The sequence below is a fragment of the Mesorhizobium norvegicum genome (genome assembly GCF_004919685.1).
In the GTDB taxonomy this organism is placed as follows: domain Bacteria; phylum Pseudomonadota; class Alphaproteobacteria; order Rhizobiales; family Rhizobiaceae; genus Mesorhizobium; species Mesorhizobium norvegicum.
In genome coordinates, this window is record NZ_SMYZ01000081.1 from 132747 (window position 1) to 154066 (window position 21320).

The 21320-nt window shown below is 58.3% G+C and carries 12 protein-coding genes and 6 pseudogenes; 11 read left to right on the plus strand and 7 right to left on the minus strand.

Features of this window, described 5'->3' with window-relative positions; genetic code table 11:
• Positions 1-458 precede the first annotated feature (458 nt).
• From FCU66_RS30745 to FCU66_RS30785, 7 genes and pseudogenes are all read left to right on the plus strand, one after another.
• Entirely contained in the window at positions 459-1238 is a 780-nt protein-coding gene (locus FCU66_RS30745; protein ID WP_136617661.1) for a phytanoyl-CoA dioxygenase family protein, read from the plus strand.
• Between the two features lie 327 nt (positions 1239-1565).
• On the plus strand, positions 1566-3566 hold the full coding sequence (locus FCU66_RS30750) for a class I tRNA ligase family protein (RefSeq protein WP_136617660.1): 2001 nt from the start codon (positions 1566-1568) through the stop codon (positions 3564-3566).
• Positions 3567-4692: 1126 nt separating this feature from the next.
• A pseudogene (locus FCU66_RS30755) lies at positions 4693-5109 on the plus strand (DUF269 domain-containing protein).
• A 25-nt stretch (positions 5110-5134) separates the two neighbouring features.
• Positions 5135-5338 carry a CCE_0567 family metalloprotein gene (locus tag FCU66_RS30760; RefSeq protein WP_027033222.1) on the plus strand — a complete coding sequence of 68 codons (204 nt, stop codon included), beginning with the start codon at positions 5135-5137 and terminating at the stop codon, positions 5336-5338.
• Entirely contained in the window at positions 5335-5652 is a 318-nt protein-coding gene (gene fdxB, locus FCU66_RS30765; protein WP_136617659.1) for a ferredoxin III, nif-specific, read from the plus strand. The genes FCU66_RS30760 and fdxB overlap by 4 nt, the downstream gene beginning before the upstream one ends.
• A gap of 37 nt (positions 5653-5689) precedes the next feature.
• Positions 5690-6013: an exopolysaccharide production repressor protein gene (locus FCU66_RS30770; protein WP_136617658.1), complete on the plus strand. Its 324-nt coding sequence runs from the start codon at positions 5690-5692 to the stop codon at positions 6011-6013.
• A 1314-nt stretch (positions 6014-7327) separates the two neighbouring features.
• The gene (locus tag FCU66_RS30785; protein WP_136617656.1) at positions 7328-8341 is read left to right on the plus strand and encodes a 1-aminocyclopropane-1-carboxylate deaminase; all 1014 of its coding nucleotides are present in this window, start codon (positions 7328-7330) and stop codon (positions 8339-8341) included.
• 898 nt (positions 8342-9239) lie between these two features.
• Here FCU66_RS30785 and FCU66_RS42925 read toward each other — a convergent pair.
• Positions 9240-9506, minus strand: a pseudogene (locus FCU66_RS42925) (IS110 family transposase); the annotation flags it as partial.
• A 381-nt stretch (positions 9507-9887) separates the two neighbouring features.
• Between FCU66_RS42925 and FCU66_RS30795 the strand changes: the two are divergent.
• The 3 genes and pseudogenes from FCU66_RS30795 to FCU66_RS30805 form a co-directional block, all read left to right on the plus strand.
• Positions 9888-11033, plus strand: a complete 1146-nt coding sequence (locus tag FCU66_RS30795; RefSeq protein ID WP_136617654.1) for an amino acid kinase family protein — start codon at positions 9888-9890, stop codon at positions 11031-11033.
• A gap of 891 nt (positions 11034-11924) precedes the next feature.
• Positions 11925-12716 carry a LuxR family transcriptional regulator gene (locus FCU66_RS30800; RefSeq protein ID WP_246094097.1) on the plus strand — a complete coding sequence of 264 codons (792 nt, stop codon included), beginning with the start codon at positions 11925-11927 and terminating at the stop codon, positions 12714-12716.
• A 351-nt stretch (positions 12717-13067) separates the two neighbouring features.
• Positions 13068-13172, plus strand: a pseudogene (locus tag FCU66_RS30805) (IS630 family transposase); the annotation flags it as partial.
• 255 nt (positions 13173-13427) lie between these two features.
• On the opposite strand, the pseudogene FCU66_RS30810 reads toward FCU66_RS30805, so the two are convergent.
• Positions 13428-13854 (minus strand): annotated as a pseudogene (locus FCU66_RS30810) (transposase); the annotation flags it as partial.
• 195 nt (positions 13855-14049) lie between these two features.
• On the opposite strand from FCU66_RS30810, the pseudogene FCU66_RS30815 reads away from it, so the two are divergent.
• A pseudogene (locus FCU66_RS30815) lies at positions 14050-14955 on the plus strand (IS110 family RNA-guided transposase); the annotation flags it as partial.
• Between the two features lie 340 nt (positions 14956-15295).
• Here the strand turns inward: FCU66_RS30815 and FCU66_RS30825 are convergent.
• The 5 genes and pseudogenes from FCU66_RS30825 to FCU66_RS30845 form a co-directional block, all read right to left on the minus strand.
• Positions 15296-15693, minus strand: a pseudogene (locus FCU66_RS30825) (tetrahydrofolate dehydrogenase/cyclohydrolase catalytic domain-containing protein); the annotation flags it as partial.
• A 3-nt stretch (positions 15694-15696) separates the two neighbouring features.
• A complete protein-coding gene (purU, locus tag FCU66_RS30830; protein ID WP_136617652.1) occupies positions 15697-16581 on the minus strand; it encodes a formyltetrahydrofolate deformylase in 885 nt (294 codons plus the stop codon).
• 94 nt (positions 16582-16675) lie between these two features.
• Positions 16676-18076, minus strand: coding sequence for an aldehyde dehydrogenase family protein (locus FCU66_RS30835; RefSeq protein ID WP_136617651.1), 1401 nt, complete (start codon positions 18074-18076; stop codon positions 16676-16678).
• A gap of 159 nt (positions 18077-18235) precedes the next feature.
• On the minus strand, positions 18236-19633 hold the full coding sequence (locus tag FCU66_RS30840; protein ID WP_136617650.1) for an aspartate aminotransferase family protein: 1398 nt from the start codon (positions 19631-19633) through the stop codon (positions 18236-18238).
• Positions 19634-19760: 127 nt separating this feature from the next.
• A complete protein-coding gene (locus FCU66_RS30845; protein ID WP_136617649.1) occupies positions 19761-21107 on the minus strand; it encodes an ArgE/DapE family deacylase in 1347 nt (448 codons plus the stop codon).
• Positions 21108-21320: the final 213 nt, after the last annotated feature.

Consider the following 21320-nt stretch of genomic DNA (forward strand, 5'->3'; position numbering starts at 1 on the left):
GGGACCAGCTTAGGGAACCCGAGGACCCGGCGTGGCCTCGGATGGGCAGTCTGGCGCCGAACTTCTGCGGACAGTACCCGTTTTTGAGCATCGATGGACCCGATGCCAGCGACGTGCCCTCCCTGATCGCCCGCCCCGAACGGGAACTTGTCGCAAAGATTCGCGCTGCGCACGCTTGCGTTGCGTCAGGCTGCACGAAGGTCGTCTTTCGGGCAGTCGCACCATCAACAGCATGCTCGGCCGTGACTACTATGCAGACGGACCGGATCGACAGACCTTTACGGGCCTCGGCGATCTCTCCATTGAGGAGGGACAACAAAGCCTTGCAATCCACCCGGAGCGGAACGCACTTAGCGCCGCCGTCTGCATGCCGTGGAGTATCGTCTCCGTGGCCAGCGCCCGACCGCCCCTAACCGGAATGTTTGACCAACCACTCTTTCCAACAGGAGGCTTTTCGCATGTTGACCGATGCACAAAGAGAAAAGTGGCAGAAAGATGGATACGTCAGGCTCGAAAGGTTCTTCGATCCCGCGGCTTTGAAAGGTATTTCCAGATTTGTTGAAGACATATCACGCTGGGATGTCAGCGATGATAAATGGCTCATGTGGTTCGAGAAAACGACGGACAATCGGAAGATTATCTCCAAGGCCGAGAATTTTCTCGACTTCCATGAGCCATTGCGTCTTCTCCTCCTAGAAGATCAGCGCATGAAGTCTGCGGTCGAGGATTTGCTTGGCGAAGATTCGCGCAGGCTTAAGGAGTTGCTGATCTTCCACTATCCCGATAGCGGCGGTTATCGCCCGCATCAGGACATTTATCACATTCCACACAGGCTGCCCGACCGGATGGTCCATGCGATCGTTGCCATAGGCATTGACGATTCCGACCCGGACAATGGTGGCCTTTTCTTCAGCCCCGGCAACCACAAGAAGGGGGTATTTCCCATGGATGCCGGCGGGGTGATGGATCCTGAGGTCGCCGAAACATTCTCCTGGGAACCCGTAGTATGGAAGGCTGGCGACATCTTCATCTTCGACGATTATGCACCGCATTACTCGAAGCCGAATAAAAGCAATCGTTCGCGGCGGACGCTCTACTTGGTGTTCCAGCGTGCTTCGACCGGTGGACCGACCCGCGCTGAATATAACGTGCTTAAGCGCGCCCTTAATCCGCCGGAGGGCAAAGTGGCTGATCTCGACAACCTCAAGCCCCCAAACGGTATTTTCTATCGCGATTGAGCTCACGGAACCAGGCGGGAATGCACACGAAACTGATCGGCCGCCAAAAAAATGCGCGCGGAGCATGGTTTTGATTGCCGGCTACTGGAGCATCGCCTGCAGTCCGTCACGACGCTTCGGTATGTCGATGTGGAGGTGTCGCCGGGCGCTCTTCTGTGACGCCTAAAGCTCTCTCTGGCGCCCGTTAGTTTCGCCCGCCTGGGGCCCAGAGCCGGACTATTCTGACGGGGGGCCAACGTGTCGGGCTGCCGCTCTCTTCGCAACTTGCAGCAGAGGCTGTTGCGCCGGCAGCCGAAGAGACCACTGTTTTGACAGCTGAGGTTCGTCATGCGGAAATCCACGTTTTCTCGAACGCAGCTGTCGCGGGCGTTCGGTATCGACATGGCTGCGCTTGGGACGGGAAGCGCGGGCACCGGGTTTTCATTTGGCAAGGTGGCACCAGGCGTCACATCCGAGCCCCATCGGCACGACGAAATCGAGGCCTTTGTGGTCCTGTCTGGAGTGGGCAAGGTCAGGACCGACCTTGGGGAAATCTCGGTCGCAGCCGGCGATGTCGTTCTGTTCCATCCTTTTGAAGCGCATGTGCTGCACAACGATGGGGACGAAGACCTAAATTTCGTCGATGTCTACTGGCGCGACGGCAAGGCCGCCCTCGAAGCTGCTGCACAGGCCGCGACTCCCCGCGGGCCGATCTTCGTCTTCTCCACGCCGCCGACGCCTAATGGCGATCTGCATCTGGGGCATCTTTCTGGCCCTTATTTTGGCGCCGAGGTCTACACGCGTTTCCTGCGCATGAAAGGGGTCGAAGCCTATCACCTGACTGGAAGCGACGATTACCAGAGCTACGTGGCCACGCGTGCCGATGCCGAGCAATCGACGCCCGCAAAGGTGGCGCGCCACTACGGAGACGAGATTCGAGCCACGCTTGCGCTTCTCGACTGTGAGGTCCACAGCTTCCTTCCCACTTTGGGCGATAGGGCTTATGCAGAATTTCAAGCCGGGTGTTTCCGTAGTCTTCTGAGCAGCACGGCGGTAGATCTGCGCCAGAGCCCTGCGCTCTTCGATGCTGTGACAGGCGACTACCTTTACGAGCCGGATGTAAGCGGCCTCTGCCCCGATTGCGGTGGCTCCGCTGCTGGCAACATCTGCGAGGAATGCGGCGCGCCGAACCTATGCCACGACCTAGATGCAGTCCGGTCGCGGCGCTCGGCCGAGGCGCCGGTGGTCGGCTCCGTGCGCCGTCCCGAACTTGCGCTGGAACGGTGCTACGTCAATATCGACCGGCATTTAAGGGCGTCGGGCGCCCCCGTTCGGATCATGGACCTCTTCGCGCGTCTACGCCAACGCGGCGACCTTTCCGTGCCCATTACCCACCCCTCGAACTGGGGCCTGCCGGCCGAAGGGCTCCCGGGGCAGGTGATCTGGGCTTGGCCGGAGATGGCTTTCGGATTTCTTTACAACATCCAGACGCTAGCTACATCGCTCGGTCGAGACTGGAATGCGGCCCTGCCCAGCAATGACTGGCAGATTGTCCATTTCTTCGGCTTCGATAATTCCTTCTATCACGCCCTGCTTTATCCGGCGCTTTATGCTGAGGTCTTCTCCCACTGGACCCCGCGCATCCGGTATCATGTGAACGAGTTCTACCTGCTCGACGGCCAGAAGTTCTCGACCAGCCGCGGTCATGCGGTCTGGGGCAAAGAGGTTCTGGGCCCAAAGACAGTCGATGTCGTCCGTCTTCATTTGGGCCTGACACGCCCGGAAGGTGAGCGAACGAACTTCACGCTGGACGCGCTACGCCGCACCGAGAACGAGGTGTTCCAAGGGATCTGGCTGAATTGGCTTGATGCGCTGCACCGGGAAATCAAGCAGGACTTTGGCGGCTGTGTGCCCGACGCAGGCGACTGGGCCCCCGCCGATCGCGCTTTCTTTGCTCGGATAGAGATCCATCGCGCGGCGATGGAACGCGTCTATTCGGACGATGGCTTCTCGGTCCGGCAAGCGGCCGCGCAGGCCTGCGATTTCGTCAGCGATTGCGTAGTCTACCGACGGGCGCAAGACTATGAGGCGGCGCGACGTCTCTATTCCGCCCGCACCCGCACGTCGCTCGCCCTTCAGACGACGGCCGCTGCGATCCTGGCACAGACACTCGCGCCGCTGATGCCCCGATTTGCCAGCACGCTGGCGCGAGGTATCGAGGGCGTCTCGACCGAAACATGGCCCACGTCCGTCCGGCGCCTTGCGCCAGGAACGACCTTTGATCTCGGACCCGTGCTAGGCTTCTACGCCAGAGCAGAGCTTCCTGTTCTCAATGAGGAGGAGGCATAATAGCCTATCGTGATTTCGACCAGATTTGGGCGGCAATCAAAGCCGAGGATGCCGAAGCTTTACTCGCTACCACTGGCTGCCCGAAGGCCACTCCCAGACCATAGGTACAAACACTGGCCGGACTTAACCAACATATCGTCGAGACGCCGGCCCGCGCCTTGGAGGATCGCTCGGTTGACAGCTTTCGGGCGCTTGCCATTCGTGCGGCAAATGCCGAGCGGGCTGCACTGCGCTGGCCAACTTTTTCGGAATCGCGGAATTTCCGACCTGTAGCCAGCCGATCAAGAAGGTCATGCGGTTCGGGGCGCTGGGTCGGCCTAGCGCGCCCGCGCATCGCTGGCGTCGAATGATGCTAGATGAGCCGACGCCAACATTACCGCAGGGCAGACAGCCAAGCCGCTCTCGCCCTCAAGCGTCTGACGCATGATGCGTGTCCAAAAGCTGACGCGGCAGAAGACATGTCGGGTTCAAAACAACCGGCCGTCTTGGGCTTGTGAGGTTTCGAGGCAGAATCATGCATTTACTGCGGGCAACGCGCTGGCATGACGTTTGCTGGTTGAGATCGGCAATAATGAGTGAGGGCTGATTGCATGAGAACACGCCAGACTTTGATGGCTCCTAACCGGTGTGTTCCGTTCTGAGAGAACCAGCTCGCGCATAAACGTCAGGAAAGGTGTGGGAATGGAGAACAACATGTTGCGTAGAGAGTCCCCGGCTCCTCTGATCAAAGTGGACGACTGGCTGCGTGGCTAACCTCTCACGAACTTTCAGCCCGGCAAGGTGTCGGGATGACAAGTGGAATCGAACCCTGATCAATTCGCCCATTTTCTGCGGCGCGCTCGCAGTAACTGTGTTCATGGAGCACAGGGTCGACGGTTTGCTCCAGGTCAGGGCTCGGACCTTAGACTTCCAACCGAATAGCCGCGGCGGCGATATTCGACGCGAATTTGGCCCGTCGTTGAAGACGTCACAGTCCAGGACCTGTTCAAGGTCGGCCACAGGGGCAGCATTTACGTGGAATCGGCCTGGCGAGGCCGGACGTCGGCTGCGTAAGCGGGCTCGAAGTCAGCGTAACCGAAAGCAGAAATCCTCCGTTGAGGACGAGACCTGAAATTGAGGAAACGAAATGTCTCACGCAGCGCTTGGCCCTGCTGTCAACAAGGATGGCGAGGCCCTTGCCCGCCCGTTCGTCAAATGCCTCCTGCGGCTGATCCGTGCTCAGGATTTCCACGGCTCATGCCAACGGAAATCGGACACCGGGCTGCTGGCCGATTTCATTATCACCGAGGAACTGCGCCGGAATATCCACTCATTGGCAATCGGGATCCGGACGTGCTGTGGAGGCTCGACATGTTTTAGACCGTAGCGGAGCTGGCGATCGAGGAGCGCTCAGGCGTGATGACATTGTCAACAACAGAAATCAAACGTCTGTCGAGACGTCTACCGATTAGGCTTCGAGACTCTCCGGAAACTCGCGGATACCGGCGCGAAACTGGTCGGCGATGCGACTGCTATTGCCTATCCCGAAGTGGCGCGGGCGTGAAGAAACCCATTTTCGAGGAAGGATCATGTCAAACCTGGATGAGATGGCGAAGAAAGTCCGAAAGCTTCAACTGCGCGCTGCAATTGCCAAGACGAACTTGCGCGACCTTGCCGAGGGTCTCCCGGTCAAATGGATTGAGATAGAGGAAGTCGCCGAGAAAACGCATGCCGTTTATGCCGAGTTGGATGGTGCCAGGAGAGAGCTTGCCAAAATGAAGACTTTGCGATGAGGAGCAAATTCATCAGCCGCGACGGCTCCATATGGGTGCCGGAATATCTGATCGCTATCGATGGCAAGATCTGTATCGGCTGCGGCCGCTGCTTCAAAGTCTGCTCGCGCGAGGTCATGCATCTTTACGGCGTCGATGACGCGGGTGAAATCCTCGGCGCCTGCGACGCCGATGACGACGATTTCGACGGCGAGCTCAATCGTATGATCATGGTTGTCGACCATGCCGGCCGCTGCATTGGCTGCGGAGCCTGCGGCCGCGTCTGCCCAAAGAACTGCCAGAACCATCTCGCGGCCGACCAGATCGCAGCATGAGCTGCATGATTTGACGAGACAAAATCAGGAGAACGGCATGCGCCTCATCATCTTTTGTCGGCTCCTCGGGCTGGTCCTGTGCGGCAACGCTGCTACCGTTTACTTCGCTTCGCAGTCGATCCGTCTAACCGTCGTCGCCACGCTGGCCTGCTCGCTGCTGCTCCAAATGGTTTATTTCGCAAGTGTGCTCTTTCTGATTTGGCGATCCAGCCGCGCTGGCAAAGCCGGGCAAGGGGCTGAGTTTTTCGATAGGTCCCAGGAAGCTCGGTACCAGTCGCCCGACGATGATGAGGGTAGGAATGAAACTCAAGATGTACCCCAGCGCAATCAAACGCTCGGCATATCGCTGCTCCTCCCTTGAGGCGCCGTAACAAGATCAGAGCTCAGATTCATCCCTTTGTTCAAGTTTGATTATTCAGGCCATGGTTCCCCGGTAAGGGTCGAAGGCGACGGCATTCTCATCGTTCTACCGCCCAGGGGAATGCAGTTTCGGTTCTCCGGGCGGATTCGCCGATGACGGTCCTGTGTTTCGGCGTGCGATTTTGACACCTGAGGCGGGGAATCGGCGTCCAATTTTGACCCCCGGTTGGAGAGCGCCCTAGGTGTGGACACTGATCAGGCTGCGGTTTTGCCCATCTGCCGGATGTGTTGATCCTCGCGATCATCTGCGCGACCGCATTCGCCGCGCCGTCTCTCGTGGCCGCGCCGTCTTGAATTGAAGGTACAGACAGTTCCTCTTTTAAAAGCGACATCCGCCCTGTCCATCAGCCGGAGAACAGTCGGAGCTAAAACCCGGTCACCACCAGTTCGCCAGGTCGAAATGGCAGCGAACGACCCTGCGGGTCGGGTTCCGGCGTAGGTCGATGCCGAGAGGCACGTTCGGCATTGTCCGATAACCGACAATGTCGGGTATGCAACGTAGAGGAAGCTGACTCTTGGGTGTTTTTTAAATGCTTTTTGGCTTGGCACGGTACATGCTCGTTATTGCGCAAAACGCACGGATTGAGTGTCCCACCGCCACGAAAGTCGCTAGCTTACGCCACCTCCCAAGGCGAACCCGGCCCGGCAGGGAGCTCCGTCTCTGCCGGGCATGCCTTTCAGAGGACTCGCGTTCGGAACAGCAGCAAGTTCACGTCAGCAACACCGACACAGATTACTAATCAGTTGCTGGATACCGCTAGGACCGACACGCTCGTCAACTACAATCCGACGACTTACGGCTGCGGCGAGGCCAGCCTTTCGAGGGCATTGGCACCCGTTTCGATCAGGTAGACGAGCACTTCGATCGAGCAGCTGAAACCTCTGTGAGGCGTTGAGCGCCACAAAAATCGCCTCGCGGAATTCGGCTCGGCAACCGTGCAGTTCCTGCCGGTCCAATCGCAAACAAGAGCCACTGCGTTTTTATCGAAGTCTGTTGGTTTGGCGGTCTGGCTGCACTTGCAAAGCTGGAAAAAACGCAGATGCCGACCGCGTGTCGTCGTAGGTTTCCTGGGCGATGGCCGCCTCATCGCAGCATGGCGACATGTGGATCGCTTCGTCTCAATCGCAAGGAGAGCGCTGGAAATCCCCAAAGCTCTGATGGGTGGTCGGAGAGCGCGGCCGACCAATCCAAGCAGCGCTTATGGAACGAGTTTTGCGTGGCTATTTCAGCTGAATGATCATCGCCGGAGAGAATATGCTGGAAAAATTCGAGCGTTACCCGCTCACCTTTGGACCCACACCCATCGAGAAGCTCGACCGGCTCGGCAAGCATCTGGGTGGCAAGGTCGAAATCTACGCCAAACGCGAGGACTGCAACTCCGGTCTGGCGTTCGGCGGCAACAAGCTGCGCAAACTCGAATATATCATCCCCGACGCGATCGCGTCAGATGCCGATACCCTTGTCACCGTCGGCGGCGTGCAGTCCAACCATACGCGCATGGTCGCCGCCGTTGCCGCCAAGATCGGCATGAAATGTCTCCTGGTCCAGGAGAGCTGGGTTCCACATGAGGATGTCGTCTACGACCGGGTCGGCAACATTCTCTTGAGCCGCATCTTGGGCGCAGAGGTGCGTCTGGTCGACGATGGCTTTGACATCGGTATCCGCCGCAGCTGGGAAAAAGCGCTCTATGAGGTCAAGGCAAGGGGCGGCAGGCCCTATGCGATACCGGCCGGGGCGTCTGTTCACCCGAATGGAGGCCTCGGCTATGTGGGGTTCGCGGAGGAAGTGCGCGGCCAGGAGGAACAGCTTGGGTTTGCCTTCGACTACATGGTCGTTTGCACGGTCACCGGTTCAACGCATGCTGGCATGCTCGTCGGATTCGCCAAGGACGGTCGGCAGCGCAACGTGATCGGTATCGATGCCTCTGCTACCCCGGCCAAGACCAAGGCGCAGGTGCTTAGCATTGCCCGACATACGGCGACCCTCGTCGAGCTCGGATCGGAACTTGCCGAGGATGACGTGGTGTTGCTCGAGGACTACGCGCACCCGCGGTACGGCATTCCATCCGAGGAAACCAAGGAGGCGATCCGTCTGTGTGCGCGGCTCGAGGGTATGATTACCGATCCCGTCTATGAGGGCAAATCGATGCAAGGGATGATTGACCTCGTTCAAAAAGGCTCTTTTCCAGCGGGCTCGAGGATACTTTACGCGCATCTCGGCGGCGCGCCGGCCATCAACGGTTATGGCTACACCTTTCGCAATGGCTGATGCTCGACAGATTTCCACGTGCTGTGCCTGCCGTAACAGCGCTGCGCCAGGTTTGACCGAAGGCCCGTTGGCAAACTTCAGCGGACAGTTGTTAACTGCCGCCACGACGTGGGGTCGTCGTGGTGCTGCCATGCTTGGCAGCAATTGCCTGTGCTCAATGTGTCCTGAAGCCGCATAAGAAGGGAGAAGACATGGCCGTTTGACTTTTTTGTCATTTTGCGGAGCGGCGATAATCGCCGTAAATTTGATAAATTGTAAGCCACCGAAGATATCCGCAGGCGAGTGGTATCTACTTGAGCAGGTATGGAAGCTGTGACCAAGCGTGCTCGAGCGGGTCGTCGTCGGCGACACATCGCCGGACACCCCCAGCGCGGCGGTGAACTGGGCCAGCAGGGGGGGAGGGAAGAGGCGTCCCCCGCGACGTGACAGCGGGCAGTCGGTATCCGGTTTGTGCTCATACCTATTGCGAGCGTCGACGAGACTGTCGTCCCTTCGGCAATTTTGACCGAAACGGCGCGTTCAGCCGGCGCGTTGCCTTCGGGCGGGTTCGTCCACCTGGCGCTCTTTTGGTACTACGTGCGGAGGGGTTGGGGCTACGACGTTGCTGAGCCGCTCTATACGGAGGGGCGCGCGCGGCGAGGCGACGATGAGGTCGAGTTGTGGCACCATGCGCGCTGCGGCTGTGCGATCCGAAGCCGCGTGGTGCGCTGCAACGCGAAGGCGCCAATCCGGCTGACGTCAACGGACAGTGCTTTCTGGATCTCAACAACCCTTTCGCCATTCTGATTCATAGCGATGGCCTTGCCGCGCTCAGTTGCTGATTGCGGGCCCTCACAAACGTGGTACCAACATGGTGTGTAATGATTTTACTGAACTGCCTTGTAGAAGCCAATTTCGGCTGGGCCAAGCCATCCGCATCATTGGCATCGGTCTTGTTGAGCGGTTCGTTCAATATCTTTTGCGCATGCCGGCTTCAATGCAGATCACCGGCACGCCTCGGCCGCCAGCGCATGAAAGAAGCACTCGACAAAGGCCCCGTCTCGAACACGACGCGCTTAACGTGCGGGGCGCGCTTGCGGATGAGTTGCGCAACACCTTTGGATCCGAAAGACACTTACCCCCGCGAGATCCGCTTTCCCCGCTGTCGGATCGCATTATCGTTCAATGAAACATCAGGCGCATTGGTCCATAGTTGCTCTCCGTTCGATGTTTGGGCCCGGTCCCATTCGTGAGCCTGCTTTTCCATCTTATCGGGGCAACCACCCCCGCCAGCCATTATTCGTATGAGAATTGGATTCGCATGAGAATTGGCCGAGAGCGAATCGCGCCGCGATCACCCCATGTTTGAGGCGTAGCAAGGTGCATCAATCGCTGCCCACCTACCGATCCTGGTAGTTTTTGAGAATCCCATCTCCGCATAGTTTGTGGAGCGGTCATCGCCGGCTATCCCAGTCGAGCGCCTGCCGCGATCTCAACGGGAAGACGCCATGAATAACGCACCCCTCATCGCACAGCTTGCAATTACTAATGACGTGATTGGTGGGACATGAGCGCAACCGTTCTGAAATTCGGGGGGTCTTCTTTTCTGCATCCTCAAGACTATGGACGAGTTGCTGGGCACATAGCCGACCGGCTGGCGGCTGGCGAAAACAAAATTGTTGCCGTGGTCAGCGCGATGTCGGGAACAACTGGCAACCTGAAAGCAGTCATGCTCGACGTGAACAAGCAAGCATCGCCATGGAACCTCGATGCGGCACTTGCAACCGGAGAGATGCTCAGTGCTTGCCTGTTGGAAGCCGCCATCAGCCGATTAGCGATTCCCGTAATGTCTTTGAACGGCTATTCCCTTGGAATACGCACGAATTCAAACTTCGGTCGCGCGTCGATAGAAAGCGTAGATCCTAAGCCAATTATGGCAGCATTGCAGGAGCATGAAGTTGTCGTTGCCGCAGGCGCGCAGGCAATTGATCAATCCGGTAGGTTAACGTTTCTCGGCAGAAACAGCTCTGATCTGACAGCTATCGTAATTGCATCCATGTTAGGAGAGCACGCTTGCGAAATCTACTCGGATGTTCCGGGCGTCTATACGGCAGACCCTTATCTCGTCCCGGGGGCACAAATGATTCCGGAGATTGCCTATGCGACACTTGCGCAGATGTCGCGACATGGCGCAAAGGTACTGCATCACAGGGCGGTGGATTACGCCGAAAAGCATGCGGTGACCATTGTTTGCAAATCGCTCGCCCACGACGGTGTCGTCACGGGCACTATTGTAACGGGCCATGGGAACGCCCGTTCCGTGACAGTGGCTCGCGACGCCGCGGTGTTATCGTGCGCCAGCCTGGCAGAACGCGACAACCTCTGCGCGCTTCTTAATCAACACGACATCAGCGTCATCTGCATGGAGGACAAAGACGGGGCCTGCATATGCATTTTAAGCGATATTGATTTCGCAATGCGGTTTGTCGAGCTGGCGGACAATCGCTCGGTCGCCATTGGATCAAGAACCGCGGTGACACAGGCTGATTCTTCAGAGTCGCGCGTCCACTTGGAAGATGATTATGAGCGCGCCATTTCCCTGGCGCGCCAGATTCACGAACGAATGTATCCTGGAGCGGTTGGCGAACCGTTTGGGTGGAAAATGTCTAAACAGCGCTCACCTTATAGTTCGCTGCTCATTCGCGCGAAATAATCGCCAGGAAATCCGCAGTAGCCGCCTCTGCCGATCGCCAAACGGCGTCGCTCTGCCGCCCTCTTGGGAATGCAGTATCGTCCAGCCGCTACGAGCGGCTGCAAAAGACGCGAGCAATGCCCACCAGATCAAACGCGTGGCGGTGGAGGATCGGCCTCTCTTCAATAGCCCAGTTCAAGCACGCCACGTCGAAACCGAGCGTCAGAGGGTCTTTGCCAGCATCTCGCGCAGCTTTGACACTGCCATCATCGACTCCGCCATAAATCTCAGGCGCGCCTGCCGCTCATCGAGCGCCTTGAGCCCGCTTGGTATCCGACACCTCAATGGCCCATACTTCTTGGCGGCGGGTGTAGAAGGTCGCGTCGCTGACGCCGTATTTGCTGCACAGGTCGGTCGCTGAAAGCCCGGCCAGGTGCTCCTTCAAAATGCCGATGATCTGTCAAAAAAAGCGATCGCTTCATTGCTATATTAGTCTCCTTCTCTTTCGGGCTGGCCTGAGGCCGGTCCGAGTTTCGACTTCTTTTTTAGGCAGGGCGGTAGCACGCCGGCTAATCGACGTGGCCTGGAGAGCGCGCGCAGATGTCTATATGACCCACGAATTAAACTGAGAAACATTGTAGACGCTAAACATTTGTTACCGAAGTTAAAATTTACGACGAGCTAGTGTAATCTGCACTTAACCTAAAATAACTTCACGCGTTGCAATGATGTGATAGAGATTTGGCGATGTCGGCGTGCCCATGGCGGCCCGCAGAGACACAGATTTACAGCTGGCAACTCTGTGCACCTGTGCATAAGTGGACAACATCCAGTGCAAATGGCTGCGGAGGAAAGACCATGGGGCGCCCGCCGATAACTGCGGTCTCTCAGCTTCGAGGGCTGGCACCGAGAGTGTCCGACCAGCTTTCTTTGGTCTCGTCGATGCATTTCCCGAAGGCAGCCAAGGAGGCGCTTGCGGTCGAGTTAGGCCGATTTCTCGACCATACTGATGGTGTTTCTCAATCCGAGCAGTTGTTCGACCTGTTATCAGCTTTTGCTCTGAATTTTGATTGCCCGTGGATCGCCTATGGCTCTCTTACACCCGACCAAAGATTTTTAAAGCCGGTCCAACGCGGTCCGGCGGTCCTGCTGAACTATCCTGAGGAATGGCAGGAGCGTTATTTCAAAATGGGCTATGACAGGATAGACCCCATCATCAAGACGAGTCGAAAGCGGGCGGGCGCCTTTCGATGGAGTGACGTATACAACGACGCAAGCACGACTGAAGACGAACGGCGCGTCTTCGACGAGGCTGCGACGTTCGGGTTAAGATCGGGCGTTAGCGTTCCATTGCACGGTCCCGATGGCAGCTTTGCGATCATGAGCTTTGCTCAACCCTGGGACCGCGAATTCCAAAATAGAACGGTCACCTACTTACAACTTGCAGCGTTTCATTTCCACGTGAGGGTCGCGAAATCCGAGAATTCGCGTGGCGTCGGGGAAACTCCCAGGCTTTCTCTAAGAGAGAGGGAGTGTATTTTGTGGGCGGCGAGAGGTAAATCGTCGTGGGAAATTGGAAACATTTTAGGTATATCGGTGAATACCGTAAATTTCCATATAAAAAACGTAATGCAAAAATTAGATGTCGGCAGCAGAACGGTCGCTGCCATAAAAGCCGTAGGATTCGGAATTATTGACTTGTAAAAGCGACATCCAAAAGACGTCATGCCTGAGTCACGATCTGCCAGTCCCGACGGCCAAGAAGCGCGCATTCTTAAATTCAGGCATGTAATCGGTCGCGCCGAGAGTTTTTCTTAGCCTGCATCTTGGGGCGGTGGATGGATGCTTCGTTCCGCTCGTTGAGATCGCGGCCTCTGCGTTAGCTAGCCGGGAGCCACTGTCGGGTACCCGTTCAGGGCGGGGTGTTCGTGTGGAGTATCCGGCTGGCACGGTCACACATCCAAGGCCGAATAGGCTAGGAATCTATGGTGGAGAGTAAAGATATCCGGACTGCCTCAGCCTCGACTGGCCGCCGACGCCAGATCTGTGCTGAGGCTGATCGACGGACCGATCAACGGCGAGCGGTTCGGGCTCTATGTCGAGCAGGTTCTGGTTCCGACCCCCAAACCTGGTGACATCGTGATCATGGACATGTGTGGACGCCCCAGTCAGCGCAAGAAGAATCTTTTATGAAGAATGAGGAGCGTGGTCGGGTGCAGACATGTGTCCGGCCTCCGATGCGGCGTTCGACATGCCGCGGGCCTGTATGGGAGTTCGCGGATCGGGTCCAATTCAACCTCGCGCGCTCAAGACGCATATCTATGATCTGGTTTTCCCGATCCCCTGTCGTTGACCGTTGCGCCATACTCTCCGTTCGACCTTCTCACACTTTGGCAGTCCGCTCCGGGGAGCGGACTATCCCGCCAAGGCTGGTGCCCGATAGGCCCTCCCTTGGCCATTAATGCCCAGACGATGCGCGCCGTCTCATTGGCAAGGGCGACGATCACCAGCATGGGCGGCTTGCGGCTCAGCATCCGCGAGAGCCACGGATCAGCCGTCGCGCCCTTGCGCTGGCCCCAATGATCAGCAGCCGACGCAGCGTTCGTTCGCCCATTCGGGACATTTCGCCAAGCTTCTGCTTTCCGCCCGTGGACCGTTGCAGCGGCGTGAGGCCAAGCCATGACGCGAAGTCGCGCCCTCTCTTGAAGGTTGCAGCCGAAGGAGCCAAGGCTGCAAGAGCTGTTGCGGTAACCGGCCCTATCCCAGGAATCGTCATCAACCGTCTGGTTTCTGCATCTTCCCTGGCGCGTCGGGCGATCTCTCGGTCGAGCATGGCCACCCTCTTGTATCTGCACGGAGCTGACTTTGTGCGATGGAAGCGACTGAGCCTCGAACCGGACGGCCATCCGATTCGAGGCTTGGCGAAGTCGCCCGACACCCCTGCGGCTACAACCGTGGATGAGCCTGGGATCTTCGCCTTCGTCACGCACGACCGAATAGTCGCTTGGCTCCAATCGCACGCACAAGGCAGGTTACCGTGAACACGACGCTGTGTGGAATAGATATTTCGAAAGACTGGCTCGATGCTCATATCGAGCCGATGGGAGCGGCAAACCGCTTCACCAACGATGCGGCAGGCATCGCCGATCTGGCCGCCTGGTGTCAGAACCATGACGTCGAACTCGTCGTCATGGAGGCCAGTGGCGGCTACGAACGGCTGGCCTTCCTGCTGCTGTGGGAGATGGGTCAGCCCTGCGGCATGGCCAATGCCAGGAGTGTTCGCTACTTCGCCGAGGCAATGGGCTTCCTGGAGAAGACCGACAAGATCGATGCCGCCGTGATTGCCCGTTATGGTGCCGTCAAGCGGCTCAAGCCGACGCTGCCGCCGAGCGCGGCTCAGCAGCGGCTGACGGCGCTGGTTGCCCGGCTCTCCCAGGTGACCGGCGATCTCATCGTCCAGAAGCAGCGCAAGAGCGCCGCGGCCGACGCCGAGACCATTGCCGGCCTCGATGAGGTCATCGCCCTCTTCAAGCGCCAGAGCCGCCAGCTCGAGGGTGAGATCGCCTCGCTCATCGACGACGATCCGCTGTGGGCATGCCTCGACAGGGCCTTCCGCTCGCTCAAGGGTGTTGCTTCTCGCACTGTGGCACGGCTGATGGCGCAGTTGCCCGAGATCGGCGTCCTCTCCAACAAGGCCATCGCCAAGCTCGTGGGCCTGGCGCCGATCGCCAACGATAGTGGCAAGCGCAACGGCCGACGCCCGGTGCGCGGGGGTCGTGCAGGGCCGCGCGGCGTCCTCTTCCTCGTCGCCAGCATCGTCGCCAAATATGATCCGCATCTGGCCGCTTTCAAGCAACAGTTGCAGGCTGCCGGAAAGGAGAAAATGGTCATCCGCATTGCACTCGCTCGCAAGCTGCTCGTCATTCTCAATGCAAGCGAGCGGAGTTGCTCGACGAGCAGACACAGGATCGGCCGGGCGGCTTCGGGGATGGCAGAATCCTTGTCCTCGATCGCCGCGACAAGCTTAGTCACATGGAAGAGACCCTGTGCGGCCACCAGCCCGAATTCAGCAAGATGGCCTCTTACCGCATTGATGGTTTGGGTCCGCTGACGCACCACAAGATCGCGAACGCGAAACACCATCGCTGCGGCCTGCTGCTCTTCGCTCTTCACTGCAACGAACCGCATGGTCGGTCGATATCGTCTGCGACGTGATCGGCGAAATCCTCAATCCTCGATGCCGTCACCGCAAACCGAATGCGCCAATTAACTTCAAAACGCCGGTCACCGGGCGCAAGCTTACCGGCATTGACGAGATACAGGCCATCGACATCCTTCTCCGGGCGGATCAACGGGACGATCGAATTCGCATCAAGATGCTTCGCAGCGGCAGCTGCGCGGGTATCGCGTGGATGGACGCATACTGTTCAGAGAGGCCCCCAGGGCTGCGAGCTCGCTTGCGTCCTTTGCGCCGCAGCGTGTGCTGGATGGAGTCGAAGCCGCCTTCCTTGGCCACGCGGCCCTTGGCGCCGAGATAGGCGTGGCTAGCCGGATCGTCACCGACAATCACCACGGCAAGCCCTGGTTTGACACCCTTTGTTCGCTCGAGATCAGACGCCGCTTGCTTCACCGCTTCAATAACGGTTGCCGCTACCTGTTTGCCGTTAATGATATGCGCCATCGCTCAGCCCATGCGCTCAGAAGCGTAGCTTCCCGGACTTGCCGGGAAGACGACGGTTCGATGGCCGTTCAGGAAGACGCGGTGATGGATATGGGCATGGATGGCGCGTGCCAGAACCTGGCTTTCGACGTCACGGCCGATCGAGATATAATCCTCGGCGCTCTGCGCATGGGTGATGCGGGCGGTGTCCTGCTCGATGATCGGGCCTTCGTCGAGATCAGCGGTGACATAGTGTGCCGTTGCCCCGATCAACTTGACGCCTCGCTCATAGGCTTGCTTGTACGGGTTGGCGCCTTTGAACGAGGGCAGGAACGAGTGGTGGATGTTGATGATGCGGCCCGACATCTTCTTGCACATGGCATCGGAAAGAACCTGCATGTAGCGGGCAAGCACGATCAGGTCGGTGTCGGTCTGCTCGACGATTTCGAGGATCTGGGCTTCTGCCCGCGGCTTGTTCTCCTTGCTCACCTTGATGTGGTGAAAGGGAATGTCGTGGTTGACCACGACCTTCTGGTATTCGAAATGGTTTGAAACGACGCCAACGATGTCGATAGGCAGGGCGCCTATCTTCCAGCGGTAGAGCAGGTCGTTGAGGCAATGGCCGAAGCGCGACACCATCAGCAGCACCTTCATGCGCTTGGTGGCATCGCGGATCTCAGCATCCATCGCAAACTTTTCGGCGATCGGCTGAAGGCCTTTCACCAGGTCGGTCTGGCCGGCACCTTCCTCGGAGATGAAGGAGACACGCATGAAAAACCTGCCCGTGTCGAGATCGTCGAGCTGCGAACTATCGACAATGTTGCAGCCCTGGCCGGCCAGCAGAGTCGCAATCGCAGCAACGATGCCGCGAGTCGATTTGCATGAAACGGTGAGTACGTAGTGCGTCATCTTAAACTCGCTTTGTTTTAATACTAGGCGTTGTACTCACAAGCACAGATGGAGCTTCTCCTGAACGCCAACGTCGCTTTTTTTGGCCCGGAGATTATCCGCGATTGAAGCAAATCACTTTAGGCTGAGTCATCTCTTCGTATGCAAAGCGAACGCCTTCCCTGCCCATGCTGCCGTATTTGAAGCCGCCGAAGGGCATGGCGTCGAAGCGGTAATCGGAAGAATCGTTGATCATTACGCCGCCGGCCTCGATCTTCTTTGCCGCCTCAAGCGCGACAGAGAGATTGTCGGTGAAGATGCCGGCATGCACGCTGTATTCCGGTACGTTGGCCATCTCGATGGCCTGATCAAGCGTATCGAAGGGAGCAAGCATGACGACTGGCGCGAACACTTCCTCATGCCACAGCCGGCAGGTCTGAGGCGTGCCCTCCAGCACAGTCGGATGATACAGGGAGCCCTCGCGGCGGTGCCCGCACAACAATTTCGCACCCGCGTCAATCGCTTCATTGACTGTCGTTTCGGTGCGTTCCGCCGCCTCTTTTGAGATCATCGGACCAACGTCGGTATCCTCGTGTGACGGATCGCCTAGCCTCAGCTTTTTCACTGCCGCGACGAAGGCATCGCGGTACCGTTCATAAAGCGCCGCCTGCACCAGAATGCGCTGGGCGCCGATGCAGTTTTGTCCGGCCGCCCAGAACGCTCCGGAGACCGAGCCTTCGACCGCTTTGTCGAAATCGCAATCATTCATGACGATGACGGGCGCATTGCCGCCCAGTTCCATCGCCAGTTTCTTGAGCCCTGCCGAGCGACTGATTGCCTCTCCGGTTGCAAATCCGCCGGTGAACGACACCATGCGAACTTCGCGGGCGGCGACCAAGGCCTTGCCGATATCTGCACCGCCAACTGCGATGTTTATGACGTCCTCAGGCAAGCCTGCATCGCGCAACGCTTTGACGAGGTTGATTGCCGAAAGCGGCGTCAGCTCCGATGGCTTGAGCAGAATGGCATTGCCGCCGGCAATTGCGGGACCAAGCTTATGGGCTACAAGGTTCAGCGGATCGTTGTAGGGGGTAATGGCGGCGATGATCCCGAGCGGTTCACGCGTGAACCAACCCTGCCGCCGCTCTGATCCAGTATAGGCATCGAAGGGCACGATCTCCCCGGCATTGCGCTTTGCTTCCTCAGCCGAGAGCTTCAGCGTATTGACGCAACGCAGGACTTCCTTCCGCGCCTGAACAATGGTCTTTCCAGCTTCGCGGACGATGGTTTCGGCGAAGCTGTCGCGGCGGCTTTGGATGATCTGGGCGGCACCCTCAAGAATGCTCGCACGCTGGTGCCTTGGCAGGTTACGCGAAAGCTCGGCTCCGCGCCTGGCAGACGCGAGGAGTTTGTCGATCTCGCTTGCGTCCGTGGCGTTGACCGTTCCCACAAGGGACCCGTCATAGGGGCTGTACACGGGTAAGCCGGTTTTGATATCCAGGTGGGCAGCGGTCATAGGCGAGCTCGTCCTTCTTCATGATCCGCAGGCATGAGCGGCTGCTGACTTGGTTGGTCGGGTCAAGGTGCTAGGACCAGCGCCTTGTCCTCACTTCTATATTGCGATGATTACACCAATGTTTGCCGCGGGCGGCCGAACCTATCCGGGCGTCTTCCTTCAGATTATCTGACCGTCGCGAACGAGCTCGTCCATGACCGAGCGCACCGCGCTTTCGGCGATTGCAACGATCTCTTCGACTTCAGACTTGGTTGTTACGAGTGGTGGGGCAAAGCCCAGAATGTCGCCGTGCGGCATGGCGCGCACGATCAGGCCACGATCACGCGCCGCCTTGGAGATACGCGCACCAACCTTCTGCGACGGATCGAACCGCTTCTTGTTGTCGCGATCGTAGACAAATTCGATCGCACCCATGAGGCCCACGCCACGTACCTCACCGACGATCGGCAACTGCGCGAACTTTTCCTTCAGCTGTGCCTGGAAAAAAGCACCGACGTCACGGGCGTTGCCAGGGAGGTCTTCTTTCTCGACGATGTCGAGAACCGCGTTGGCCGCGGCGGCGCCGATCGGATGACCCGAGTAGGTATAGCCATGTGAGAATGCGCCGACCCTGTCAGCGCCGTCTTCCATCACCTTATAGACCTTCTCGCCAACGATCGCCGCAGAGAGCGGGAAGTAGGCAGAGGTCAGACCCTTCGCGACCGTAATCAGGTCGGGTTCGATGCCATAATGCTGCGAGCCAAACATCGAGCCGGTGCGGCCAAAGCCGGTGATCACTTCGTCGGCGATGAGGAGTACGTCGTGCTTTCTCAGGACGGCCTGGATAGCCTCCCAATACCCCTCGGGCGGAGGCGTGATGCCCCCTGTGCCGAGCACAGGCTCAGCGATGAAGGCGCCTACACTGTCGGGACCCAGACGTTCGATCAGCTGAACGAGCTCGGCGGCTCGTCGCGCGGAAAATTCGCGTTCGGTCTCGCCCGGGGTTGCACCCCAGTAGTAGTGAGGCGCGCCGGTATGGACGATCTGCGGCAGCGGCAGGTCCATATGGTCGTGATAGAAGCTCATGCCTGTCATCGAGCCGGAGACGACGCTGCAGCCGTGATAGCCGCGCTCACGCGAGATGATCTTCTTTTTGTCCGGCTTGCCGCGCAGGTTGTTGTAGTACCAAACGAGCTTGGCCTGGGTCTCGTTGGCGTCCGAGCCGGACATGCCATAGAAAACCTTACTCATCTTGCCCGGCGCCATCTTAACGAGGCGATCGGAAAGGATCGCGAGCTCGTCTGTCGTGTGGGCAGCGTAGGAGTGGTAATAGGCGAGTCGGTATGCCTGACGTGAGATCGCTTCGGCAATCTCGGCACGGCCATAGCCCACGTTGACGCAGTAGAGGCCGGCAAAGCCGTCGATCAACTTGTTGCCGTGGGCATCCTGGATGCGGATGCCCTTTCCCGTCTCGACGATGGTCGGCTGACCCAGCTTGCCGGTCGCGAAATCCTTGAGCTGCGTGAAAGGGTGCAGGACGCTGTTGCGGTCCTTCTCGCCAATTTCCTGAATGTCCATTTCAACTCCCTTCGCTGCCGCATCTGCGACGACTATGTCTCTTCCCTGAATCGCCGCCGAGCCGTGCAGTTGGGTGGGAAAGCGCGGATAGGCATCGCTTCGGTAGCAAGTATCTTCGGTGCTACGGCTATACTTGCGGGGCTCGCGCCTCTATTCCACACCAGGCTGCGGCAAACAAAGCGATGGCCTTTGTGACCCGCAACAGCGATGGTAGGCTCACTCGCTCATCAACAGCATGAATGTGTTCGGCAACTGGTCCGTAGACGAGGCTGGTCATGTCGCCATGTAAGGCGAACACAGCGGCATCGAGGTAGCAAGGCATTACGAAGCGCAGGAGTTCCCTTTCGGAGCTGTCGGCGAGGGAGTGCGCTTTTGCCAGAAGCTCTTCTGCTTCGCTTCCTGGCGGAAGAACATATCCGCCCTGCTTGACACCCACCCACTCGATCTCGGGTGCGGGGCATCCTTTCAGTAGCGGGTCGTCCAAAAATGCCTTCTTGAGAAAGCTCGCAAACCTTGCCGCGCGCGCCTCTGCGACCTCGCCGGGGTAGAAGCCGATGCGGCCTTCAAAACGGCACTCGCTTGGCACCGAGGCGAGCCACTCGCCTCCTGATATCGTTCCGATCGTCAAAGCTATTGGGTTGCCGACGCTGGCGAAATCAGGCTGAGCTATGGGCCGCTCCGCGATCCACTCTTGCTCGAGCTGGCGCAGATGCTCGATAGTCCGAACTGCGATGTCGATTGCGCTCCTACCGGTGGCGACCTCGAATGGATGAGCGGGTACTCCTTGGACAGTGATAGCGAATTTCATGACGCCGGTATTGGCGCTGACAACCTTCTCATCGGTAGGCTCCGAAATGAGAACCGCATCGGCGCGGAAACCCTCGGCAAGAACCATTGCCGCTCCATTGCCTGTGGTCTCTTCTTCGATGACCGACTGAAATTGGACCGCCCCTTTCAGATCGAAGCCTGCGGCTGAAAGCGCGTCGAGGGCAAACAGGTTTGCAGTCAGGCCAGCTTTCATGTCACCCGCACCACGGCCATAAAGCCAGTCCCCCTCGCGAGTGGCCGAAAACGGCTCGTATTTCCAACGGGCGCTTGTGCCGACCGGCACCACATCAACATGCGCGTTGAGTGCCAGAGACCTGCCGCTTTCTCGCGGTGGTCGCTTCGACCCAACAACAATGGTAGAATCTTTAAGGTCAAATCTGGTCGGTGAGAAAGCCGGATCCTTGCCGATGTGAGCTGGATCGATCGCGAAGCTGCGAACGTCATAGCCACGCTTTTCGAGCGCGTTGGAGACAATTTTCTGAATGCCAGCTTCGTTGCCTCGAAGCGAGGCAGCGCGCACCAACTGTGTCAAGAACTCGACCTGCTCATCGAAGCGACCCTCAACCGCCTCGATGATGCGCTCGATTTGAGGTTTGCTGAGCACAGACTTAATAGTGGAATGCTGCAAAGATGTCGGTTCGCCCACGTCTGCCCTCCTGAATTTTTGAAGTCGCTACCTCACCTTGAGGCCAAGCCGAAATTATTGCCCGCCAGCCGGGCAAGTGGCGTTAGTTCCAGTCGTCCAGTTGGACGACTGATCCCCTTGGCGATGGCGTCGTGAATGCTGGGCACGCCTTTGCCTTTGGGCACTTATCTCGATCGCGCTTTTTAGACTTCGACGAGATCTCTCGAGGAATTC

Bases quoted from the DNA above. Each gene is read 5' to 3' on its own strand.
- FCU66_RS30745 (WP_136617661.1), top strand. From the start codon at position 459: ATGTTGACCGATGCACAAAGAGAAAAGTGGCAGAAAGATGGATACGTC.
- FCU66_RS30750 (WP_136617660.1), top strand. From the start codon at position 1,566: ATGCGGAAATCCACGTTTTCTCGAACGCAGCTGTCGCGGGCGTTCGGT.
- FCU66_RS30760 (WP_027033222.1), top strand. From the start codon at position 5,135: ATGTCAAACCTGGATGAGATGGCGAAGAAAGTCCGAAAGCTTCAACTG.
- fdxB (WP_136617659.1), top strand. From the start codon at position 5,335: ATGAGGAGCAAATTCATCAGCCGCGACGGCTCCATATGGGTGCCGGAA.
- FCU66_RS30770 (WP_136617658.1), top strand. From the start codon at position 5,690: ATGCGCCTCATCATCTTTTGTCGGCTCCTCGGGCTGGTCCTGTGCGGC.
- FCU66_RS30785 (WP_136617656.1), top strand. From the start codon at position 7,328: ATGCTGGAAAAATTCGAGCGTTACCCGCTCACCTTTGGACCCACACCC.
- FCU66_RS30795 (WP_136617654.1), top strand. From the start codon at position 9,888: ATGAGCGCAACCGTTCTGAAATTCGGGGGGTCTTCTTTTCTGCATCCT.
- purU (WP_136617652.1), bottom strand. From the start codon at position 16,581: ATGACGCACTACGTACTCACCGTTTCATGCAAATCGACTCGCGGCATC.
- FCU66_RS30835 (WP_136617651.1), bottom strand. From the start codon at position 18,076: ATGACCGCTGCCCACCTGGATATCAAAACCGGCTTACCCGTGTACAGC.
- FCU66_RS30840 (WP_136617650.1), bottom strand. From the start codon at position 19,633: ATGGACATTCAGGAAATTGGCGAGAAGGACCGCAACAGCGTCCTGCAC.